We start from the raw sequence: 18,998 nt of genomic DNA, 5'->3' as shown, positions 1-18,998 counted from the left end.
ATTTATATTCTAAAATACATCGATAACTTTTGCAAATTACAATTATTCAATAGATTTTTTGTAAAAAATATGTTATCAATCTATTTTGTAATTTTCCACATCATTTATTTATTTATTATGTCTCATATTGATATTATCAATATTAATTCTTGGATTGCTATTGCAAACCCTACTTCTATATATCAGATTTTTTAAAAACGCTGGAAAGAAATTCAGCAAGCATTAAAACAAAAAAATATAAATTACTCGTTTGCCTTTACAAAGTTTTTTAAACACGAGATTGAATTGATACAAGAAGCCATTCAAAAAGGTTTTAAAAATATTATTTCTATTGCTGAAGATGGAACGCTACATCACGTAGTTAAAGGAATAATAGCGCAAAGGTATGTAAAAAGTTCTAATATAACTATTGCAGTCCTTCCTTTAGGAACTGGTAACGATTGAGTTAAAACATCTAATATTACTAATAAAATTAAAAAACTTATGCAATATATTTGTCAAAAGTAAACATCTCTGCAATATGTTGGCTTTTTAAAAACAACAAGGACAACTATTTATTTTAATCATGTTGCTGGTGTAGAATGTAATGGTTATGTTGTAAATAAGTTTAATACACTAAAAATATTTGGCGTTATTACGTATTTATTGAGTGCTTTCTTCGGTAAGTTTTTACATAAGAGAAGCACTTTAAAACTTATTTACAAAGACAAAGTAATCGAAGTGCATTGTTTCGAGATTTTATTTGAAATCTGTAAATATCCAAGGATGGAATACAACTAATAAAAGAGGTTAGAATGAATGCGGAATTCTTGGATTTCACCGTTACTAAAAGCGCACACGTGATAAGTATTTTATTGCATATTTAAAAAAAAATTTCTAGAAAAATTGTAGACGACAAAAAACTTGTGAAACAAATTTTTTTTGTAAGTCTCTTTAAAAATGATATCATTTATTCAAGCAGATAAAAGTAAATTGGTATGAATGCAGTATACTTGACTGTTGTCAAAAATGCAATCAAATTTAAAATACCGTAAAATATTTTCAAGTAAGACTTGAGAAAAACCATTGTTGTTTTTTTAAAATTTAACACTTATTAACATTCTATACTATAATACTTTTTTCTTTTATTAAATTTTAAAAAACAATGTTGTTCATAATAGCTTGTGAATAGCTACAACAAAAATGTGTGAAAAATTTCTTTATTCTGACTTATTAAAAAACATCTACATGTTGTCAACGATATAAAAGCTTAAATATCAATATTAAAATACAGTTGTTAACAAAAGTTATAAACCTTTATGAACTCCTTTTTATCAATAACTAATAAGTGAATTATGTAAATAAAATGTAAAATTTATGTTCATAAACTTTTACCAAAAACTCATAAAAAAAGTTGTGTATGTCTAAGTCATCTGAGTATTGTAATAATATTTATAATTACCAAATAAACTTATTCTTTTTTCATTTCAACTTCTTAACAATTACTTAAAAGACTAAAGAGTTAGAAATTAAAGACTTATTAATATTGTATAAATTTAAACTGTTTATAACTGTTGATAACCGTTAGTTTCTGTATTTTTGTGGAACACAACTAAATTAAAATCAATCAATTATGAGAATTGCTATTGGAAATGACCATGCGGGAACAATATATAAATTTGAAATTATCAAACACTTAGAAAGTAAAGGATATGAAGTTTTAAATTTTGGAACAGATACAGATGCTTCCATGGATTATCCAGATGCAATTCACCCAACTGCAACTGCAGTAGAAAATGGTACAGCCGCTTTCGGTATTATTTTATGTGGTAGTGGTAATGGCGCACAAATGACCGCAAACAAGCATCAAGGAATTCGTGCGGCACTTTGTTGGAATAACGAATTAGTAGCGCTTACAAGACAGCACAATAATGCTAACATACTTACTATCCCAGCTCGATTTGTTTCTTTACAACAGGCCATTGGTTTTGTAGATATCTTTCTTACTACAGATTTTGAAGGCGGCAGGCATGGAGATAGGGTTGAGAAAATAGCATGTGCAGGTTTGTAAGAAGCAGTCTTTTTAAATATAATATTGACCCTTATTTTTATGGAATTTATAATCAAGTCTTTTAAGGAGTTTACAGTGGATGAATTGTATGAAATTTTACAGTTACGTTCTGAAATTTTTGTAGTGGAACAAGACTGTGTGTATCAAGATATTGATTTTAAAGATCAAAAGTCACTGCACGTATTTAGTAGAAAAAATAAAAAGATAGTCGCATATACTCGTATTTTTAAACCTGGCGACTATTTTGAAAATGCAAGTATTGGACGGGTTTTAGTTTCAGCCTCTGAACGTAAATTTGGATATGGTCATGATTTAATGAAAGCCACTATAAAAGCAGTACAAGATCATTTTAAAGTAAATGCCATTACAATTTCTGCTCAGGAATATTTAAAGAAATTTTACGAAACACACAACTTTATACAAGTTGGAAAAGGATATTTAGAAGACGGAATTCCTCATATAGAAATGATAAGATCGTAATTTTAAAACTGAACTCTAAAACTTAAATCCGGGGTAAAAGGCAAAGAAAAATTATTAATTCGGGATACATTATTTTCATTTGTGGTGTCTACAATATAATAAGAATCTAAAATATTCTTTTGATTCGTAATGTTTGTGAAACCTATTCGGAGTGTCGCTTCTAAATTCTTAAAAAAAGGTAAGTGATAGCTTGCAGAAAGATCCAATCTAATAAAATTTGCCAATCGTTCCTTGTTAGGACTGTCATAGTTTACAATTGTTCTATTTCCATTTTGTATGGTTTCATTCCCTACAATAGGTTTGGTATATGGTTTTCCTGAGCGTAAAATTCCTCCGAAGGATATTTTTAAATTTTTGTGAAGATCATAGTTAAAAGCAGTACTTAGAGAATGTGAAAGGTCTAGACTATTGGTAAATACTCTAGGATTAAATACATCAAACGCATATTGGTTTTTTGAATATGTATAAGTAAACCAAGTACTAAACTTCTCCGTTTGTTTATTTATTAAGAATTCTATCCCTTTTACTTCATAATTTCCTATTGAATTTAAATTTTGTGTATTGTTGTAAAAACCTTGATTGGCAGCTGTAATTCCACTTACTTTTTTGTAAAATCCAGTAAGGTCTATAAAAAAGCTATTTTGATTGTACTCTATTCCTACAGAAGCTTGTTTGCTTTTTATAATCGGCGTGTTTTTATTATCGGAAAGAATCCATCTTCTTTTTTCTATTCCTAAAAAATTATCTTCAAAATCTATTTTTTGTGCGGTCGTTTGATTTTTAAATTCCCCCTCTAAACTTAAGGATAATGCCGCATTTATTTCTTGTCTAAACGCAATTCTTGGTTCTATTATAAGTTTTTTAAATTTATCAAAGTAGTTGGCACGAATGCCAAAACGGATATACGTGTTTTTTTTATTGTATTCTATTTCGGAATACAACGCACTTTTTAATAAGATATTTTTAATTTTTTTTGAAAATGTCGGCGCATTCACTGTGGTCGTATTTTTAATGCCAATTTCATTAAATACAAATCCGTTAGAAAAAAAGAACGCTTCAGAAAGTTCATATTTTGCGTGCATCCTTATAGCGGTTTCTAAGACATTATTAAACTGCGTTTGAAATTGATCCGTATCTTTATTATAATCTGAAGAATTTATTTTATAATTTGAAAAAAAGGCACTAAAATTCGTCGAGAATTTAGAGTTCCAGTTGGCATTCCATCCTATCTTACCCCCTAAATTTTCCTGTTTTAAAGTACTGTTCTCCTCGATTGTTAGCGCATTTTCGTTATATTGTTCTACATATTCTAAACTGTTTTTTATGTGGATAAAATTGGCGCGTATTTTATGATTGTCTCCAATATCGTAGAGAAGTTTAAAAGAGTAATCATAAAAATAAAAATTGGATTCTGTATTATTTACAGTATTCGATGAAATTGAATTGTCTTGAAAACTTCGTGAAAAGTAATTTGCATATGTAGGGGTATTTACAAGGTCTGTGAAAGATCTTCTAGCAGAAACATGTATTGCCAAATCCTTTTTAATTGGAACCTCTACAAAGGCATCAGAACTTAATAAATTAAACCCTGCTCCACCAGAAAGGATGTTGGTTATTTTATCGTTAGTTTCCATATTTACAGTCGCTGAAACGCCATCTGAGAAAGCGCTACTAGTCCCATTTTTAGTAACCGAAACCTTTTTTGTTAAGTAGGGATTATACGCAGAGATGAGTCCAAAAAAATGACCTGAATGATACATTTTAATTCCATCCCAGAGCATTAGGTTTTGATCGCTTGTGCCCCCACGGACGTTAATATTAGAAATGTTTTCATTAACACTTTCTATACCAGGTAGAATTTTAATTGTTTTTAAAATATCAGGTGCAATTAAACCAGGTAGAATTCCGAATTTTTCGGTGTTTAAAACAATGCTTCCATCTGCCTTTTTTTGTAAACCAGAAGTTAAGAGTCTGGGCATAGTGATTTCAGATAGCTCTTCCACTTTTTCGATTAAGAAGAGGGGTGCACAAGTGGTATTAGAAAACAATTCTTTGGCAGTGATCTGTTTCGTTTTATAGCCAACAAAAGAGATGCTAACAGTCGATTTTATAGGGACCTCTTTTAAATAAAAAGTTCCCATTGCGTCTGATGTGGTTCCTATTTGGAAGCCGTTTACTTTTATAGAAGCTAATAATAAAGGTTGAGATAAATCGGCGTCTAAAATAGTGCCACAGATAGCAACCATTTTATTTAAAAAAGAGATGGTAACATAGCGATCACCCAAAGCAGTAAATTGTAATTGTGTTTTTTTATTTAAAAGAACTAAAAGTTCCTCTTTTGTAATTTTCTTTGGAGGTTCTGCAATAAATATATTTTCTATATCTACATCAGAAAAAGAAAACTTAATGTCGTATTTTTTTTCAAGTGCTGTTAAAATAGAAGATAAAGTTTTGTTGTTGTTGGGGTTTTGAGCGTACGTAAAACTTATACTTAGTAAAAATAAAAGTATGGTATTACGGGTTCTAGCGCACATAGTTGTAAAGGGTAATTTTTTTACCTTTTATCTCATAGGACAATTGTAAAGGAATGGTAACAGATTGTAAGGCAATATTTAGGTCACCGTGAGAAAAGCCGCCAGAGTATAGCGTACTTAAATTAATGTTTTTGGTTTCAATTGTACAATCAAATTGGTTTTCTATCTCTTCTAAAACGAACTGTAATGGGGTACTTTTAAAGTTAGATTCTTTTTGTAACCAAGTTTTTCTTTGGATATTAAAAGTGGTGTTAAGGTCAATTACACCGTTTATTACTTTAAAAACAGCCCCTTTGGGCAATTCAATAAACGTGTTTTTATAGTGCACCCGAACAAGACCCTCGTACGTTTTAACCTCAAAATAGTGTGCTCTTTTCTTTACATTAAATTGGGTACCTAAGACACTAATATCCCCTAAAGTTGTTTGTACCGTAAACTTTTCTCCTTTTTGAACTTTAAAGTAAGCTTCTCCATTTAGAGAAATATTTCTAGTGCGATTCCAATCCTCTTTAGTGTAAGAAATTTCAGAATTTGCATTTAAAATCACTTCTGAGTTGTCTGGTAGATTAAAACGTTGTCTCTGTGCAAATTCTGTTTTAAGGGTAGTTTCAGAATTTAATGTCAGATAGTATACGCTTGTAAATAAAAGAACAACGGCTGCGGCATATTTATAAAGCCGTTTGGTGCGAAATAGAATTAGCTTTCCGCTATTCACCGTTTTTTTCTTTTTGACTTCTAAGGCTTTTAAGGCGTGAGCAATGTCTATTTTCGGCGTTGCTATTTGAGAAGAATAATGAGCAATTTTTTCTAAGGTTTTAAAGTTTTCTTTTTCTTTTAAACGCACAAGTTCTTTGTCAGAGCTTTCTCCGTTGATCCACTTTAAGAAGTCGTTATTTTCTTCCATTTTTTATGCTTCTATTTATCTAACAATTAAAAAGGTGTTTACCCTACCTTAAATACCATCTATTTTAATTCTCAGTTTTTTTAATGCCGCCGACATTCTTTTTTCTACTGCTTTTTGGGATATTTCTAAGAGTACTGCAATTTCTTTATATTTTTTTCCATCAATTCTGTGCATTAGAAAAACACTGCGCTCTTTTTCAGTTAGCTCTAGAATTGCGCTTTTAAGTTTGTCTTTAAACTCTTCTTCTTCCAGTAAATATTCCGGACTTTGGTTATCAACGTCTAAATAAGGGCTGTTTTTAGCATAGGTAAAAACAACTTTTTGGTGTTTTATGGTATTTAAGAAAAGATTGTTAATAATAGTAAATAAGTAGGATTTCGCTTTTAAAATGTCAATTTTACTGCAATTTTCCCAGACCTTTATAAATCCTTCTTGTGCTAAATCCAAAGAAGCACTTTGGTCACCAGACTTGTAGTACGCAAAATTACTAGCAGCCTGTATGTGTGTAACATAGAACTCATTAAAAAAACGTTCACTACAAAGAGATTTATACGCCATATAGGGGGTTGAAAGAAAAACAATGCTTTTTCAGGTCACGAAGGTAGGGTAATTAAAAGTGTAGTTGTCTTATCTATAGAATGGCTTGTAGTGAGTTCTTCAATAACGAAATTAGGGTAAAACAACCGTTAGTTGTTTTACTTGTAGAAAAGGAAATATTAATTATAAAAATTTATCAAAATGAAAACACTAAAATTAATTACAGTAATTGCTTTAATAGCAGTATTTGGTTTTACCTCTTGTCAAAGTGAAGAAAGTTCAGAAGTAGGAACCAATCCCAATGCAAATTCAGCAGCATCTCCAACAGCATCAAATTACAAAAGAGCAGCGATGAATGACGGTTCTAATGACGATTTTTTAGATGGAAACTCTTGTACAGAATTATTATTCCCGTTGACAGCTGCAATAAACGGTCAAAGGATTGTATTAGTCACTAGCCAAGATTTATCGCTGGCTTTAAATACTATCGGAAAATTTAATGACGATAGTGATACGGTTACTTTTAATTTTCCAATCAATGTAAGAACCAGTAGTTATTCAACTATTGTGGTAAGTAATCAATCTGATTTTGACGCATTACAAAAGGACTGTGAACGGGCAGAAGCATCTGGAGAAGACGCAGTTTCTTGTGTGACCATCAATTTTCCAATGACAATACTAACGTATAATATTAGGTTAGAGCAGACTGGAAGCGTTGTGATACAGTCCGAAAAACAATTGTATGTATTTATAACAGATTTAGAGTCAGATGCATTATTTTCTGTGGACTATCCTGTGAGCGCAGTATTAAGTAATGGATCGGTATTAGAAATTAACAGTGATGCAGATTTTCAAAATGCAATTTCAGAGTGTACTCAAACAGAAGATGAGGAAGATGAAGCTGCAGACACTGCAACAGAAGTGGAAGCTGTGTTGAGTGGGGCAACTTTTCAAGTTGAAACTTTTGTTACAGGTGGTGCAGATACTGCGAGTGATTATGCGGATTACATCTTTGAATTTACGAACGATTTAGAGCTGATTGCTAAAAACAATGTAAATATAGCACTGGTAGATATATCGGGAACGTATGAAGTAAGTTCAGAAACAACGGCTTTTTTAAATATTAATTTTGGAAGCAATACAGCTGTAAGTGCATTAAATAACGACTGGATTGTAAATACTTACAGTAATACTTTAGTTACATTTACCAGTAAGACAGATGCTTCTGTAACTTTAGCTTTTCAGAAGATATAAACAATAATAGTTAGTTGATGATAACTTTGCAACGATTGCAAGAAGAGGTAATCGTTGTAAAGTTTTAAAAACAGATGATATGAAACAATGTATTTTAAAAGTAGCTTTAGCATGTAGTATTCTTTTTGCGTGTAGTTCAGAATCTGAAGAACTTGAGGATCCAAATAGTAGTACTCCCTTGAACACCTCTTCAAATAAACAAAGGACAGGTTCTTCTGCCAATGATCTGCTCTCTGCGACTACTTTTAAAAAGATGATCGTAGAAGTGGGGTATATTGAAGGTTTCAAGCCAACAGAAAAAGCGATGCGTAACTTTAAAAATTTTATTCAAAACACTACTTTTAAAACAGAAGGAATCACTTTTATTGAAAAGAAAATTTCAGCTACAGGAAATACAGTATACACCTTAGATGAAGTTGTCGTTATTGAAAAGGAGAACAGGACGAAATACAATACGAATTCAACAATTGCTATTTGGGTATTATTTATTGATGGGAAATCTTCTAAAGATACAGATCAAGGCTCAATCTTAGGAGCTGCGTACTGGAATACTTCCTTTGTTATTTATGAAGAAACAATACAGGGGCTTAGTGGTGGCGTTTTTGAGCCAGAGAAAAATTTATTAGAATCGTCTGTAATTCACCATGAGTTTGGACATATTTTAGGATTGACAAACTTAGGAACAGCTGTACAAAGCGATCACGAAGATGCAGCACATCCAAAGCATTGTGACGAAGAAAATTGTTTAATGTTTTGGGCAGCAGAAACAAGTCAAGGAATCGGGAGTTTATTTTCAGAAGGAGAGGTGCCAACTTTAGATGCACAGTGTGTAGCAGACTTAAAGGCAAATGGAGGACGATAATTTTAAAACACAAAAAATGAAAAAAGTATATATATTAGCTATAATGATGCTTATCAGTAGTACATTATTAAACGCACAGAATCAAAAGAATAAGGCGACAGCAGGAATTAAAGGGGGGTATAATTTATCTTCTGTACTTATTGATGGAGCGTCACAAACCACAAAATTACACGGGTTTCATATTGGGGTTTATGGAGAGTCCTATATTGGGAAATATTTCTCGATACAGCCAGAAATATTGTACTCGCAGCAAGGGTATAAAGTTACAGACGAAGACGGGATTTTTACTCAAAAAATAGACTATCTAAACATTCCTTTGATGTTTAAGTTTTATCCTGTGAAAAGTTTTTTTTTAGAGGCTGGACCGCAAGTAGGGTTTTCAATATCACATAAAGAAACCTATGATTCTGGACGTCTTTTTGGAGACACATCAAAAGAATTAGAGCCTAGTAGTTTTGATTGGGGTGCCAATGTAGGTGCTGGATTTAAAAGTGATGCGGGCTTAACGATCGGTGCAAGGTATCATTTGGGACAAAAGGATATTTATGACGATAATAAACCAAAAAATGAAGTTTGGCAATTGTATGTTGGTTTTGAACTTTAATTGAACTGTAGGAGATAAAAAAAAGAGAAGCAACATTGCTTCTCTTTTTTTTTACATTTTTAAGTAAATTTTTCAACTTCCACTACTGCACCAATTGCCAATTCTCCCAGTTTCATTGTACCGATTCGAACTCTCACGAGACGCAACGTAGGAAAACCGACAGCGGCCGTCATTTTTCGAACCTGCCTAAATTTACCTTCTTTAATAATGATAGAAATCCAACTTGTAGGTCCATGTCTTTCGTCTCTAATTTTTTGACTTCTCAAAGGGAATCTAGGATCTTTAAGAAGCATTGCTTTTCCTGGTTTTGTAACATACTTGGTACCTTTAAAACCAATCTCTACACCCGTTTTTAAGTTTTCTAAGGCTGCAGCTGTCATGATTCCATCTACTTGTACATAGTATTCTTTTTCATATGCATTGCTCCTAATTTCAGCAGAAACTTTGCCGTCAGTGGTCAATAAAAGCAATCCTTCTGACGGTACGTCGAGACGTCCAATTGCCATTGTTCCTTCTGGGAAACCGTACAAATCGCCTAACAGTGTTTTCTTTCGTTTGGCAGGGTTTACAAACTGTGAAATCATTCCCCAAGGTTTGTGTACCATAAAATGACGGTGACTTTTTATCAAATTATAAAACTTTGATTGTCATAGAAAAGATATTTTCCCCTTCTGATAAACGCATGTTTTTCTCTGAGAATTTCTCGTCTGTATACGAGGTGTATTGCGTAATGGGCTCTACACACAACATATTAAAAGAAGGTGTCCAAAGCATTAAATTACCAAAACCTTCCATGGAAATTTCCAAGGAATTTTTACCGGTATTTTCTAAAATAATTTTATCTGAATTTAAAAGAGGAAAGGCATTGTGTCCTGCTTTAAAAATGGCGTCTAAAGTGATTTTTTCTCCTTTACAAACAACGGTTTCCGTACCCGTGTCAGACAACAAAAATGCAGGGTGATACCCTAACATAAAGGGCATGCCTTTTTCAGAAGTAAGGACAAATGTTATTTTTAAAACATCGTTTTCTAGGTGAAACTGTTTTTCAAAATTAAAATCAAAAGGCCATGACAATTTTTCTTCAGAAGATTTTAGCGGAAATTTACTATTTTGTATTTGAGTGTTTTTTTTGTACGTTTTTACAAGTTTTGCAGTTGTATCATTTGAAGCAGTTAAAGTATACTCAAGTTCTCGTAAAAATCCGTGCTGGTCTTGAATTGCATCTCCTTTTTCGGTGTGTACTCTAAAATTATTTTTAGAGATAGGACCGATTACTGGAAACATTTCAATATCAGAATTTCCCCAACCTTTGCTTCCTTTTTGATGGATGTATTCTTTTGTGTCTTTCTGAAAACTGATCAACTCTCCTTTTTCAATAACAACCTGACAATTTTCGTTTTTTAAAATTACTAATGCGCTCATTATATTTTTTTTTCTACAAAAATACTACAAATTTGAATGTTATTTTTTATCAATTTATGCTCAGTTTTTCGTAACTTGTGGACCTTATTTAATAATAAATAAATCAAGGTTTATGGCGGGAGATAAAGAAAAACAGGCAAAATTAAAAGCACTTCAACTTACATTAGATAAGTTGGATAAAACATACGGGAAGGGCGCTGTAATGAAATTAGGTGACGTAGTTACGGAAGAAATAGATGCAATTTCGTCGGGTTCTTTAGGTTTAGATTTGGCCTTAGGCGTTGGTGGTTATCCAAGAGGAAGAGTTATTGAAATTTATGGGCCAGAATCTTCTGGTAAAACAACACTGACATTGCATGCAATTGCAGAAGCTCAAAAGGCAGGCGGAATAGCAGCATTTATCGACGCAGAGCACGCTTTTGATAAATTTTATGCGGAAAACTTAGGTGTAGATATCGATAATTTAATAATCTCTCAACCAGATCACGGAGAGCAGGCGTTGGAAATTGCGGAAAACTTAATTCGTTCTGGCGCAATTGATATTGTTGTAATTGACTCTGTTGCGGCTTTAACGCCAAAAGCTGAAATTGAAGGAGAAATGGGAGATTCTAAAATGGGTCTTCATGCACGTTTAATGTCACAAGCATTGCGGAAATTAACGGGTACAATTTCTAAGACAAAGTGTACGGTTATTTTTATCAACCAATTGAGAGAGAAGATTGGTGTAATGTTTGGAAATCCAGAAACAACAACGGGGGGAAATGCATTGAAATTTTATGCTTCTGTTCGATTGGACATCCGAAGAAGAACACAAATTAAAGATGGAGACCGAGTTATTGGAAATAGTACCAAAGTTAAAGTTGTTAAAAATAAAGTAGCACCGCCATTTCAAATTGCAGAATTTGATATTATGTATGGACAGGGAATTTCTAAAGTTGGTGAAATTTTAGACATTGGTGTAGAGTTAGGCATTGTCAAGAAAAGTGGTTCTTGGTTTAGCTACGGAGAAACAAAATTAGGGCAAGGTAGAGATGCTGTAAAGGGTTTGATTAAAGACAATCCTGAATTGGCAGATGAGCTTGAAGGAAAAATTAAGCTTGCAATAGAAAACCAAGAATAGGTTTTTAAAATTAAAAATAGTTTTAGTAAACTGCTACAGTATATATTTATCTGTAGCAGTTTTTTAATTTTAAACACACAACAGCATTCCTCTTGAAAAAAGTTAAAATAGAAGACAACTTTATTTTTAATGGGAAAATAAAACAAAAAAGTATTGATAAAAGTATCCAATAATATTGATTTAAAACCTGTTTTAAGTTCAGACGCCACCCTTCTTTTTAGTTTAATGGAAGAAGTATATGCTAGTGCATACAGTCATTTTTGGACAGATAAAGGCGCTTGGTTCGTAAATTCTCAATATTCAAAGAATACATTAATAAAAGAATTGTCTGAAGAAAACGCAGCATATTATTTTATTGTCGTGGATAAAGAAATCGTTGGTACTTTTAGGTTTGTTTGGAACGAAATATTAAAAGGGTTTGTTGAAGAAAAACAACTAAAATTGCATCGAATTTATTTGCATCCAAAAACGCAAGGAAAAGGTATTGGTAAAAAGTTACTTTTTTGGCTGGAGGAAAAGGCAATTAAAAAAGGGTATAAAATGATTTGGTTAGATGCTATGGACAAACAAATAGCTGCTTTCGAGTTTTATAAGAAAATGGGCTATCGGTACCATACACACCTTTTTTTACCTTTTGACTTGATGCACAAAGAGGTAAGGAAAATGAGTCAAATTTATAAGAAAATCTAATTTGTAACCTATAAAAATTTTTTAATTAAATTCCAGTGCTTCCAAAACCACCGGTTCCACGGTCTGTGTCACTTAATACAGTGACTTCTTCCCAATTGGCACGTGCGTGCTTTGCAATTATTAATTGTGCAATTCTTTCTCCATCATTTACGGTAAATACTTCATTAGAGAGGTTTACTAAAATTACACCAATTTCTCCGCGATAATCTGCGTCTATGGTTCCTGGGGCGTTTAAAACAGTAATTCCTTTTTTAGCTGCCAAACCACTTCTTGGCCTTACTTGTGCTTCAAACCCAATAGGCAAAGCAATAAATAAACCCGTTTTTACAATTGCTCTCTCGAGAGGTTTTAAGATAATTGAATTTTCTATATTTGCCTTTAAATCCATACCTGCAGCCCCATTAGTCTCGTAGTTTGGAGTTGTGTGTTTCGATTTATTGATGATTTGTACAGTCATTTTTTATGAGATAATTGAGTACAAATATAATAATTCATAGAAGCATTCCTCTATAGATACTTATTTTCTTACTTTTGGGGCTCAAAACGAATGAATGATGAGTGATCAGAAAAAAATAGCAGTGTTGGGTGGAGGAAGTTGGGCAACGGCTATCGTAAAGATGCTTTCAGAGAACTTAGAGACAGTTGGCTGGTATATGAGAAGCGAATCTGCCATAGAGCACATAAAGGAGAACAATCACAATCCAAAGTATTTGAGGGCTGCAGATGTATACGCACATCAATTAAATCTGTCTAGTGATATCAATAGCATTGTTCAAGAATATAATGTGCTTATTTTTGCCATCCCTTCAGCTTTCTTAATGAGCGAACTAGCGAAGTTAAATTTGCCGTTAAAAGATAAAATTATTTTTTCTGCAATTAAGGGAATTGTTCCAGAGACCGGTCTAATCGTTGGGGAGCACTTTCATGAAAAACACAATGTGCCTTTGGATAATATTGGGGTGATTACTGGACCTTGTCATGCAGAGGAGGTTGCTATGGAGCGGCTTTCGTATTTGACCATTGCATCTCAGAATGAGGAGAATGCGAAAGCAATGAGTCTTTGCTTAGATAGTTGGTATATAAAAACAAAAATATCTGATGATATTATTGGAACAGAGTATGCCGCAATGCTAAAAAATATTTATGCCGTTGCTGCAGGGATTGCACATGGTTTGGGGTATGGCGATAACTTTCAATCTGTATTGATGAGCAATGCTATTCGCGAAATGAAACGATTTATCAAAAAGGTGCATAAAATGAAAAGGAATATTAACAATTCTGCTTATTTAGGGGATCTTTTAGTAACAGGATATTCGGTGTTTAGTAGAAACAGACAGTTTGGGAATATGATTGGCAAAGGCTACACTGTAAAATCTGCTCAAATGGAAATGAGTATGATTGCAGAAGGCTATTATGCAACAAAAAGCGCTTATAAAATAAAGGAAGAGAATGGGGCAAATACTCCAATTATTACCACCGTTTACAACGTTTTATACGACAACAAAGACGCAAAAAAAGAATTTAAAAAGTTAACGGATAAATTAGATTAATTGTTTAATTTTGGACATTATTGTCTTTTATTAAACAATCAGCATGAAAACAATACAAGAAGTTGTAGAAAGTACGATTAGAAAAACACCTTTTATAGAAGAGGCATTAAACGAGAAATTAATAAATGTTTCTTCTTTAGCAAGAATTATTTTGGCAGAAGTTTCTTTAGCCTTAAAGAAAGAGGTAAAAGTAGGTGCGGTAATGATGGCAATTAACAGGTTATCTCCAGCAAGCGAGCTTCGTATTAGAAAGAATATTAAAAAGCTAGCATTAGATCTAGGAGACGTAATTGTGCGCTCAGACTTGTGTGACTTTACGTTTAAAAACACTCCTTCACTGTTAAGGGAAATTGCAAAAATTTTAACAAAATCGTCAGAAAACTCAGATTATTTTTTGACAGTTTCTCAAGGTATTTTTGAAACAAATATTGTTACTAGTAAAAACTTACAACCGTTTGTAAATGAAATTTTTGAAAAAGAAACGTTAATTGCGAACGTTCTAGAGTTGGCTTCCATTACCATAAAGCTTCCAAAAGAAAATCAAGAACAGTCTGGTGTATATTATTTTATTTTAAAACAATTAGCGTGGGCAGATATTTCATTGCAAGAGATTATTTCCACTACAAACGAAATGACAATTGTTGTGAAAGAGAAGGATATTAACCAAACTTTTGCCATTTTAATGAATATGAAACTAGGTTAATTAAAAATCAAGTAAGTTCAAGCTCCATTTTTTATACCGTATTTTTTAATGAGTAAATTAGACCCGTATGCAGCTTTAAGAATAAAGGAATTTAATATTTTTTTGTTTGTTCGATTTCTATTAGTTTTTGGTTGGTCGATGCAGTTTATTGTAATTGAGTGGCAGGTATATTCCATAACAAAAGACCCCCTGTCATTGGGTATTATTGGTTTGATGGAAATTATACCAGCATTTTCAATGGCATTATTCGCTGGTCATATTGTTGATCAAAAAGAAAAAAGAAATTTACTTGCGCTTTGCACTGCTGCATTTTCACTAATTAGTCTGGGTTTATTTTTATTAACATCAGAAAGTGTTGTAGGTCATTGGTCTACAAATGCAGTTTTGTATTCCATTTATGGATTGGTATTTTTTGGCGGATTTCTTCGTTCATTTTTTGGTCCTACAATTTTTTCTTTAGTGGCTTTGTTAGTTCCTAAAAAAATCTATCCCAATGCAGCGACATGGAGCACAAGTACTTGGAAAACAGCCTCTGTTTCTGGAGCGCTTTCGGCTGGTTTTTTAATTAGTTGGATCGGTGTTGATAATACGCTGTGTCTTGTTTTTATTTTAGTCTTACTGTCTTTGGCCTGTACTTTTTTAATTAAAAAGAAACCGATTCTAAATAAAAAAATAGGAGAGCCCGTGAGGGAAAGTTTAAAAGCAGGAGTGCAATTTGTCTTTCAGAATAAAGCCATTTTAGGGGTTTTAACACTGGATATGATTGCTGTTTTATTTGGAGGAACAGTGGCCATTTTATCAGTTTTTGCACAGGATGTTTTAGAGGTAGGTCCGGAAGGATTTGGGCTCTTAAATGCATCTATTTCTATGGGAAGTATTGTTACTATGTTTTTAACAACCTACATTCCAATAAATAAGAATACAGGAAAAAAAATGCTGATATCTGTGTTTATTTTTGGTCTTAGTATCATTGCTTTTGGTTTGTCATCCATTTTTTGGGTCAGCCTTTTGGCATTATTCATAAGTGGAGCCGCAGACGGAATTTCTATGGTCATTCGACAAACTATTTTACAATTAAAAACACCAGACGATATGCGGGGTCGAGTTTCTTCTGTAAACTCAATGTTTGTAGGATCTTCTAATGAGTTGGGAGCTTTTGAAAGTGGCTTGGCAGCAAAATTAATAGGACCGGTTGCAGCGGTAGTTTTTGGAGGAACTATGACTTTAATTACGGTGGTGGGAACAGGTATTGCAAATCCCATATTGTTAGATTTAGATTTAACCAAGGAAATTGAAGACTATGAGAAAGAGGAATAGTGCGTGAGTTGTGCTTTTTGAGAAATAAAAAAAAACCGTTTTTTAGTATTTAAAAAACGGTTTAGTTGAAAATTAGTAGCGGTATTAGTTGAGTAATTTAAGTGAAATGATAGATTTCACCTTTTTTTTCTCTCCCGTTAAGTCTCCTTCGTCATCTGAAAGTTCAATTTCTTTTTCTACCCAGGTAATTTCGAATTTTTTATTTAGATACGTGTCGTCGTACAAGCTAATTTCAACTTCTTCGTCAATATCATAGAATAAAACCTCTTGTTTGTCGGGGGTTATAAATTTAAAGTAATCTTCTTCGGTAATTTCCATAAAAGTAGCAGTTATGGCATTTTCTGAAACAATTATTTTATTTGTAAAAGAAAGAGAGATAGAAATAAGTAGCAAGATTGCTACGCGGTATGCAGTTTTCATAATTTTTAATTTAAAGGTTGTTTTATAAAATATAAAGAAGCTACTCTTTTTTTCAAAAAAAGATCGCTAGTTGCTGAGGTGCGGCAAATTATATATTCATACGCTTTAAAATTAGAAATTATACCTACAAATATATAGTATTTTCTAATTGAATGTAATTCTTAGGGATCATTTTTATGAGTACTTTCTTTTTTTTTCATTGTGTTCACTTCATAAAAAAACGTCCCTTTTTATGAAAGACTATCGGTACAACATACAGACAAATAAGGGAGTGCGCATCTAAGATAGTAGCTTAAAGAGTACTTGGTGTTTTCAATAAATAGAGCGCTATTTTTTTTGTTCCTGTCTAGAAAGGTTTGATACACTATTATTTTTAAGAGTACCTTTAACCAAACTAAAATTTCGTTTATGGAATATGGATTTTTGTCAGTATTACCACCAATTATCGCTATTATTTTAGCGTTGAAAACAAAACAAGTATACATTGCGTTGTTGTTTGGTATCTGGTTTTCTTGGCTTATTATAAATAATTGGAATCCTTTGGATGGAACAATAGCAATGATTGAAGGTATGGTTAACGTTTTTCAATCGGAGGGAAATACAAGAACCATAATGTTCAGTGCTTTGGTGGGTGCCTTGTTAATTTTTATCCAATTTTCTAGAGGTGTTGAAGGGTTCATTAATATTATAAACAGGAAGTTAACACAATTAGAGGGCAAGAAAGCTGGGTATAGCAGAGTTGTTGTGCAGGTGTTGGCAACAGTTACTGGGCTGTTGTTATTTGTAGAGACAAGCATTAGTTCTTTAACTGTCGGAACATTATACAGACCTATTTTTGACACCTTAAAAATACCAAGAGAAAAGTTGGCATATATTGCAGACTCAAGCTCTGCGCCGTCTTCTATTTTAATTCCTTTTAATGCATGGGGTGCCTTTATCATGGGGCTGCTGTTAACGCAAGGAATTGAGCAACCATTTACTATGATGTTGGCTTCTATTAAATATAATTTTTATCCTTTATTGGCAATTGCCATCGTGTTCGTTGTCATTTTTACGAAGAAAGATTTTGGACCGATGAAAAAGGCAGAAAAAAGAACCTTAGAAACGGGGCTTTTGATGAATCCAAACGCAATACCAATGGTATCAGATGCCGTAACTTCATTTCCCCCGAAAGAAGGTATTGAGGCCAAAGCATACAATATGATTGTGCCGCTTTTAGTGATGGTTTTTATGATGCCTATAAACCTGGTATATACGGGTTGGACTTTGGTTGAAAATGCAACTTCATTTTTAAACCACGCTTCGGAAGCAATCGGTAAAGGATCTGGATCTTCTGCAGTATTGTATGCGGTAATTACGGCTTTATTGGTAGCCATAGTGATGTATTTTATACAGGGAATTATGAAGCCAAAAGAAGCCGTTGATTTAACCTTAAAAGGGATTGGTGAGCTGATGCCCTTGGCTTTGTTAATGTTGTTAGCTTTTGCGATCGGAGATGCGTGTAAAGCTTTAGAAACTGGAGCCTACGTGGCAGATGCTACAAAGGATTGGTTGTCACCAGAGTTATTGCCAGCGGTTGTTTTTATTATCAGTTCTTTTATTGCTTTTTCTACAGGAACTTCTTGGGGAACCTTTGCTATTATGTTAGCAATTTCAATTCCAATGGCAAATATTCACGGCTCTGATAGTACAATTATTGTTGCCGCGACCTTAGGTGGTGGAATTTTTGGAGATCACTGTTCTCCCATATCAGATACGTCTATAATATCCTCTATGGCCTCTGCAAGTGATCATATCGATCACGTAAAGACACAATTACCGTACGCTTTGGTTGGTGGCGTAATTACGGTTATTATGTATTTGATTATTGGTTTTTTAGGATCGTAAATAGTGGGCTGTTTATGTACAAAAATGAAAGTATCCTTGTTACAAAAAAGAGTTATTCTGCTAAAATTCCGCGTTTTTTAATTTCGGGAATACTTTGCAGCGCACTCTCTTTAACGGTATTCTCTTTGAAGAGAAACGTTTTCTCGAAGAGGGTGTTTCCCTCAAAAAAAGTAACTTGAAAACGATTGTTTAGTGTAAATAATTCAGGTTGGATGTATTCTATTTTAGCAAAAGAGTTGGCAGGTAAAATCGTTAACTTTTTACGCAATAAGGAGGTTGTTTTTTCATCAGAAAACCCTTGAGAAACAATCATACACGATTCCAAGTCAATATCTTTATTGTTGATTAGATATACATTCCAATCATCTGTTTTATAAAGATTGTTGTATTCATAAACCATCGCCATTTCTACAGCTGTAACTTCGGGAATCTGTATGTCTTTTTTCATAAAAAATAATTAAGAATAGAATGTAATTGTTTCTTTGTTACCTCAGAGCATTGCTTTCTCTTAGACTTTTAAAATGAGTTATACACCATAAACATTAAAGATGTTTTTGTACGGAATTATATCTTTGCGACAAAAGAAATTAAATATTGGCAAAGGTAGTCTTTTTATAGAGCCGCTTTGAGCATTGCATTTAAAGTGTTTTACAAAAAAAGGTTT

The 18,998-nt window shown here is 32.9% G+C and carries 20 protein-coding genes; 12 read left to right on the top strand and 8 right to left on the bottom strand.

What is annotated here, in order from left to right:
- The first annotated feature begins 210 nt into the window (after positions 1–210).
- From PI23P_RS12325 to PI23P_RS03775, 3 genes are all read left to right on the top strand, one after another.
- Positions 211–444 carry a diacylglycerol kinase family protein gene (locus PI23P_RS12325; protein ID WP_081439179.1) on the top strand — a complete coding sequence of 78 codons (234 nt, stop codon included), beginning with the start codon at positions 211–213 and terminating at the stop codon, positions 442–444.
- Positions 445–1,612: 1,168 nt separating this feature from the next.
- Positions 1,613–2,050, top strand: a complete 438-nt coding sequence (gene rpiB / locus PI23P_RS03780; protein WP_004569412.1) for a ribose 5-phosphate isomerase B — start codon at positions 1,613–1,615, stop codon at positions 2,048–2,050.
- Between the two features lie 39 nt (positions 2,051–2,089).
- Positions 2,090–2,530: a GNAT family N-acetyltransferase gene (locus tag PI23P_RS03775; protein WP_004569411.1), complete on the top strand. Its 441-nt coding sequence runs from the start codon at positions 2,090–2,092 to the stop codon at positions 2,528–2,530.
- 2 nt (positions 2,531–2,532) lie between these two features.
- Here the strand turns inward: PI23P_RS03775 and PI23P_RS03770 are convergent, their stop codons facing one another.
- The 3 genes from PI23P_RS03770 to PI23P_RS03760 are packed head-to-tail and all read right to left on the bottom strand — an operon-like array spanning position 2,533 to position 6,526.
- Positions 2,533–5,064 carry a TonB-dependent receptor gene (locus tag PI23P_RS03770; protein WP_004569410.1) on the bottom strand — a complete coding sequence of 844 codons (2,532 nt, stop codon included), beginning with the start codon at positions 5,062–5,064 and terminating at the stop codon, positions 2,533–2,535.
- A complete protein-coding gene (locus PI23P_RS03765; RefSeq protein WP_004569409.1) occupies positions 5,054–5,968 on the bottom strand; it encodes a FecR family protein in 915 nt (304 codons plus the stop codon). Before PI23P_RS03765 ends, PI23P_RS03770 begins: the two co-directional genes overlap by 11 nt.
- Positions 5,969–6,016: 48 nt before the next feature.
- Complete coding sequence (locus PI23P_RS03760) at positions 6,017–6,526, bottom strand: RNA polymerase sigma factor (protein ID WP_004569408.1); 510 nt, start codon at positions 6,524–6,526, stop codon at positions 6,017–6,019.
- Positions 6,527–6,706: 180 nt separating this feature from the next.
- On the opposite strand from PI23P_RS03760, the gene PI23P_RS03755 reads away from it, so the two are divergent.
- The 3 genes from PI23P_RS03755 to PI23P_RS03745 all read left to right on the top strand — a co-directional run bounded on the left by PI23P_RS03755 (position 6,707) and on the right by PI23P_RS03745 (position 9,225).
- Positions 6,707–7,759, top strand: coding sequence for a hypothetical protein (locus PI23P_RS03755; protein ID WP_004569407.1), 1,053 nt, complete (start codon positions 6,707–6,709; stop codon positions 7,757–7,759).
- Positions 7,760–7,838: 79 nt separating this feature from the next.
- Positions 7,839–8,621 (top strand): hypothetical protein, encoded by a 783-nt coding sequence (locus tag PI23P_RS03750; protein ID WP_004569406.1) that lies wholly within the window; start codon positions 7,839–7,841, stop codon positions 8,619–8,621.
- 16 nt (positions 8,622–8,637) lie between these two features.
- Complete coding sequence (locus PI23P_RS03745; RefSeq protein ID WP_026288384.1) at positions 8,638–9,225, top strand: porin family protein; 588 nt, start codon at positions 8,638–8,640, stop codon at positions 9,223–9,225.
- A gap of 59 nt (positions 9,226–9,284) precedes the next feature.
- Here the strand turns inward: PI23P_RS03745 and PI23P_RS03740 are convergent, their stop codons facing one another.
- Together PI23P_RS03740 and PI23P_RS03735 are read right to left on the bottom strand one after the other, a co-directional pair.
- Positions 9,285–9,830, bottom strand: coding sequence for a pseudouridine synthase (locus PI23P_RS03740; protein ID WP_004569404.1), 546 nt, complete (start codon positions 9,828–9,830; stop codon positions 9,285–9,287).
- 25 nt (positions 9,831–9,855) lie between these two features.
- Positions 9,856–10,647 carry an aldose 1-epimerase gene (locus PI23P_RS03735; RefSeq protein WP_004569403.1) on the bottom strand — a complete coding sequence of 264 codons (792 nt, stop codon included), beginning with the start codon at positions 10,645–10,647 and terminating at the stop codon, positions 9,856–9,858.
- Positions 10,648–10,759: 112 nt separating this feature from the next.
- On the opposite strand from PI23P_RS03735, the gene recA reads away from it, so the two are divergent.
- Positions 10,760–11,767 (top strand): recombinase RecA, encoded by a 1,008-nt coding sequence (gene recA / locus PI23P_RS03730; RefSeq protein WP_004569402.1) that lies wholly within the window; start codon positions 10,760–10,762, stop codon positions 11,765–11,767.
- Between the two features lie 153 nt (positions 11,768–11,920).
- Positions 11,921–12,457 (top strand): GNAT family N-acetyltransferase, encoded by a 537-nt coding sequence (locus PI23P_RS03725; RefSeq protein ID WP_004569401.1) that lies wholly within the window; start codon positions 11,921–11,923, stop codon positions 12,455–12,457.
- 25 nt (positions 12,458–12,482) lie between these two features.
- Here the strand turns inward: PI23P_RS03725 and dut are convergent, their stop codons facing one another.
- Entirely contained in the window at positions 12,483–12,914 is a 432-nt protein-coding gene (gene dut, locus PI23P_RS03720) for a dUTP diphosphatase (protein ID WP_004569400.1), read from the bottom strand.
- Between the two features lie 97 nt (positions 12,915–13,011).
- Between dut and PI23P_RS03715 the strand changes: the two genes are divergently transcribed.
- From PI23P_RS03715 to PI23P_RS03705, 3 genes are read left to right on the top strand one after another with little or no spacing between them, the layout of a single operon-like run.
- Complete coding sequence (locus PI23P_RS03715; RefSeq protein WP_004569399.1) at positions 13,012–14,007, top strand: NAD(P)H-dependent glycerol-3-phosphate dehydrogenase; 996 nt, start codon at positions 13,012–13,014, stop codon at positions 14,005–14,007.
- Between the two features lie 43 nt (positions 14,008–14,050).
- On the top strand, positions 14,051–14,710 hold the full coding sequence (locus PI23P_RS03710; RefSeq protein WP_004569398.1) for a hypothetical protein: 660 nt from the start codon (positions 14,051–14,053) through the stop codon (positions 14,708–14,710).
- 48 nt (positions 14,711–14,758) lie between these two features.
- Positions 14,759–16,027 carry an MFS transporter gene (locus PI23P_RS03705; RefSeq protein ID WP_004569397.1) on the top strand — a complete coding sequence of 423 codons (1,269 nt, stop codon included), beginning with the start codon at positions 14,759–14,761 and terminating at the stop codon, positions 16,025–16,027.
- Between the two features lie 84 nt (positions 16,028–16,111).
- Here the strand turns inward: PI23P_RS03705 and PI23P_RS03700 are convergent, their stop codons facing one another.
- A complete protein-coding gene (locus PI23P_RS03700; RefSeq protein WP_004569396.1) occupies positions 16,112–16,447 on the bottom strand; it encodes a hypothetical protein in 336 nt (111 codons plus the stop codon).
- Between the two features lie 408 nt (positions 16,448–16,855).
- On the opposite strand from PI23P_RS03700, the gene PI23P_RS03695 reads away from it, so the two are divergent.
- The gene (locus PI23P_RS03695) at positions 16,856–18,334 is read left to right on the top strand and encodes a Na+/H+ antiporter NhaC family protein (protein WP_004569395.1); all 1,479 of its coding nucleotides are present in this window, start codon (positions 16,856–16,858) and stop codon (positions 18,332–18,334) included.
- 52 nt (positions 18,335–18,386) lie between these two features.
- Here PI23P_RS03695 and PI23P_RS03690 read toward each other — a convergent pair whose 3' ends face one another.
- Positions 18,387–18,782: a hypothetical protein gene (locus PI23P_RS03690; RefSeq protein WP_004569394.1), complete on the bottom strand. Its 396-nt coding sequence runs from the start codon at positions 18,780–18,782 to the stop codon at positions 18,387–18,389.
- Positions 18,783–18,998 lie beyond the last annotated feature (216 nt).

It is taken from the genome of Polaribacter irgensii 23-P, from assembly GCF_000153225.1.
Classification (GTDB): domain Bacteria; phylum Bacteroidota; class Bacteroidia; order Flavobacteriales; family Flavobacteriaceae; genus Polaribacter; species Polaribacter irgensii.
The sequence above is the reverse complement of the archived record's forward strand: the minus strand, read 5'-3'. Positions and strand labels throughout refer to the sequence as shown.

What these genes read in the sequence shown, in the direction of transcription:
- rpiB (WP_004569412.1), top strand. Translation starts at nt 1,613, where the DNA reads ATGAGAATTGCTATTGGAAATGACCATGCGGGAACAATATATAAATTT.
- PI23P_RS03775 (WP_004569411.1), top strand. Translation starts at nt 2,090, where the DNA reads ATGGAATTTATAATCAAGTCTTTTAAGGAGTTTACAGTGGATGAATTG.
- PI23P_RS03770 (WP_004569410.1), bottom strand. Translation starts at nt 5,064, where the DNA reads ATGTGCGCTAGAACCCGTAATACCATACTTTTATTTTTACTAAGTATA.
- PI23P_RS03765 (WP_004569409.1), bottom strand. Translation starts at nt 5,968, where the DNA reads ATGGAAGAAAATAACGACTTCTTAAAGTGGATCAACGGAGAAAGCTCT.
- PI23P_RS03760 (WP_004569408.1), bottom strand. Translation starts at nt 6,526, where the DNA reads ATGGCGTATAAATCTCTTTGTAGTGAACGTTTTTTTAATGAGTTCTAT.
- PI23P_RS03755 (WP_004569407.1), top strand. Translation starts at nt 6,707, where the DNA reads ATGAAAACACTAAAATTAATTACAGTAATTGCTTTAATAGCAGTATTT.
- PI23P_RS03750 (WP_004569406.1), top strand. Translation starts at nt 7,839, where the DNA reads ATGAAACAATGTATTTTAAAAGTAGCTTTAGCATGTAGTATTCTTTTT.
- PI23P_RS03745 (WP_026288384.1), top strand. Translation starts at nt 8,638, where the DNA reads ATGAAAAAAGTATATATATTAGCTATAATGATGCTTATCAGTAGTACA.
- PI23P_RS03740 (WP_004569404.1), bottom strand. Translation starts at nt 9,830, where the DNA reads ATGGTACACAAACCTTGGGGAATGATTTCACAGTTTGTAAACCCTGCC.
- PI23P_RS03735 (WP_004569403.1), bottom strand. Translation starts at nt 10,647, where the DNA reads ATGAGCGCATTAGTAATTTTAAAAAACGAAAATTGTCAGGTTGTTATT.
- recA (WP_004569402.1), top strand. Translation starts at nt 10,760, where the DNA reads ATGGCGGGAGATAAAGAAAAACAGGCAAAATTAAAAGCACTTCAACTT.
- dut (WP_004569400.1), bottom strand. Translation starts at nt 12,914, where the DNA reads ATGACTGTACAAATCATCAATAAATCGAAACACACAACTCCAAACTAC.
- PI23P_RS03715 (WP_004569399.1), top strand. Translation starts at nt 13,012, where the DNA reads ATGAGTGATCAGAAAAAAATAGCAGTGTTGGGTGGAGGAAGTTGGGCA.
- PI23P_RS03710 (WP_004569398.1), top strand. Translation starts at nt 14,051, where the DNA reads ATGAAAACAATACAAGAAGTTGTAGAAAGTACGATTAGAAAAACACCT.
- PI23P_RS03705 (WP_004569397.1), top strand. Translation starts at nt 14,759, where the DNA reads ATGAGTAAATTAGACCCGTATGCAGCTTTAAGAATAAAGGAATTTAAT.
- PI23P_RS03700 (WP_004569396.1), bottom strand. Translation starts at nt 16,447, where the DNA reads ATGAAAACTGCATACCGCGTAGCAATCTTGCTACTTATTTCTATCTCT.
- PI23P_RS03695 (WP_004569395.1), top strand. Translation starts at nt 16,856, where the DNA reads ATGGAATATGGATTTTTGTCAGTATTACCACCAATTATCGCTATTATT.
- PI23P_RS03690 (WP_004569394.1), bottom strand. Translation starts at nt 18,782, where the DNA reads ATGAAAAAAGACATACAGATTCCCGAAGTTACAGCTGTAGAAATGGCG.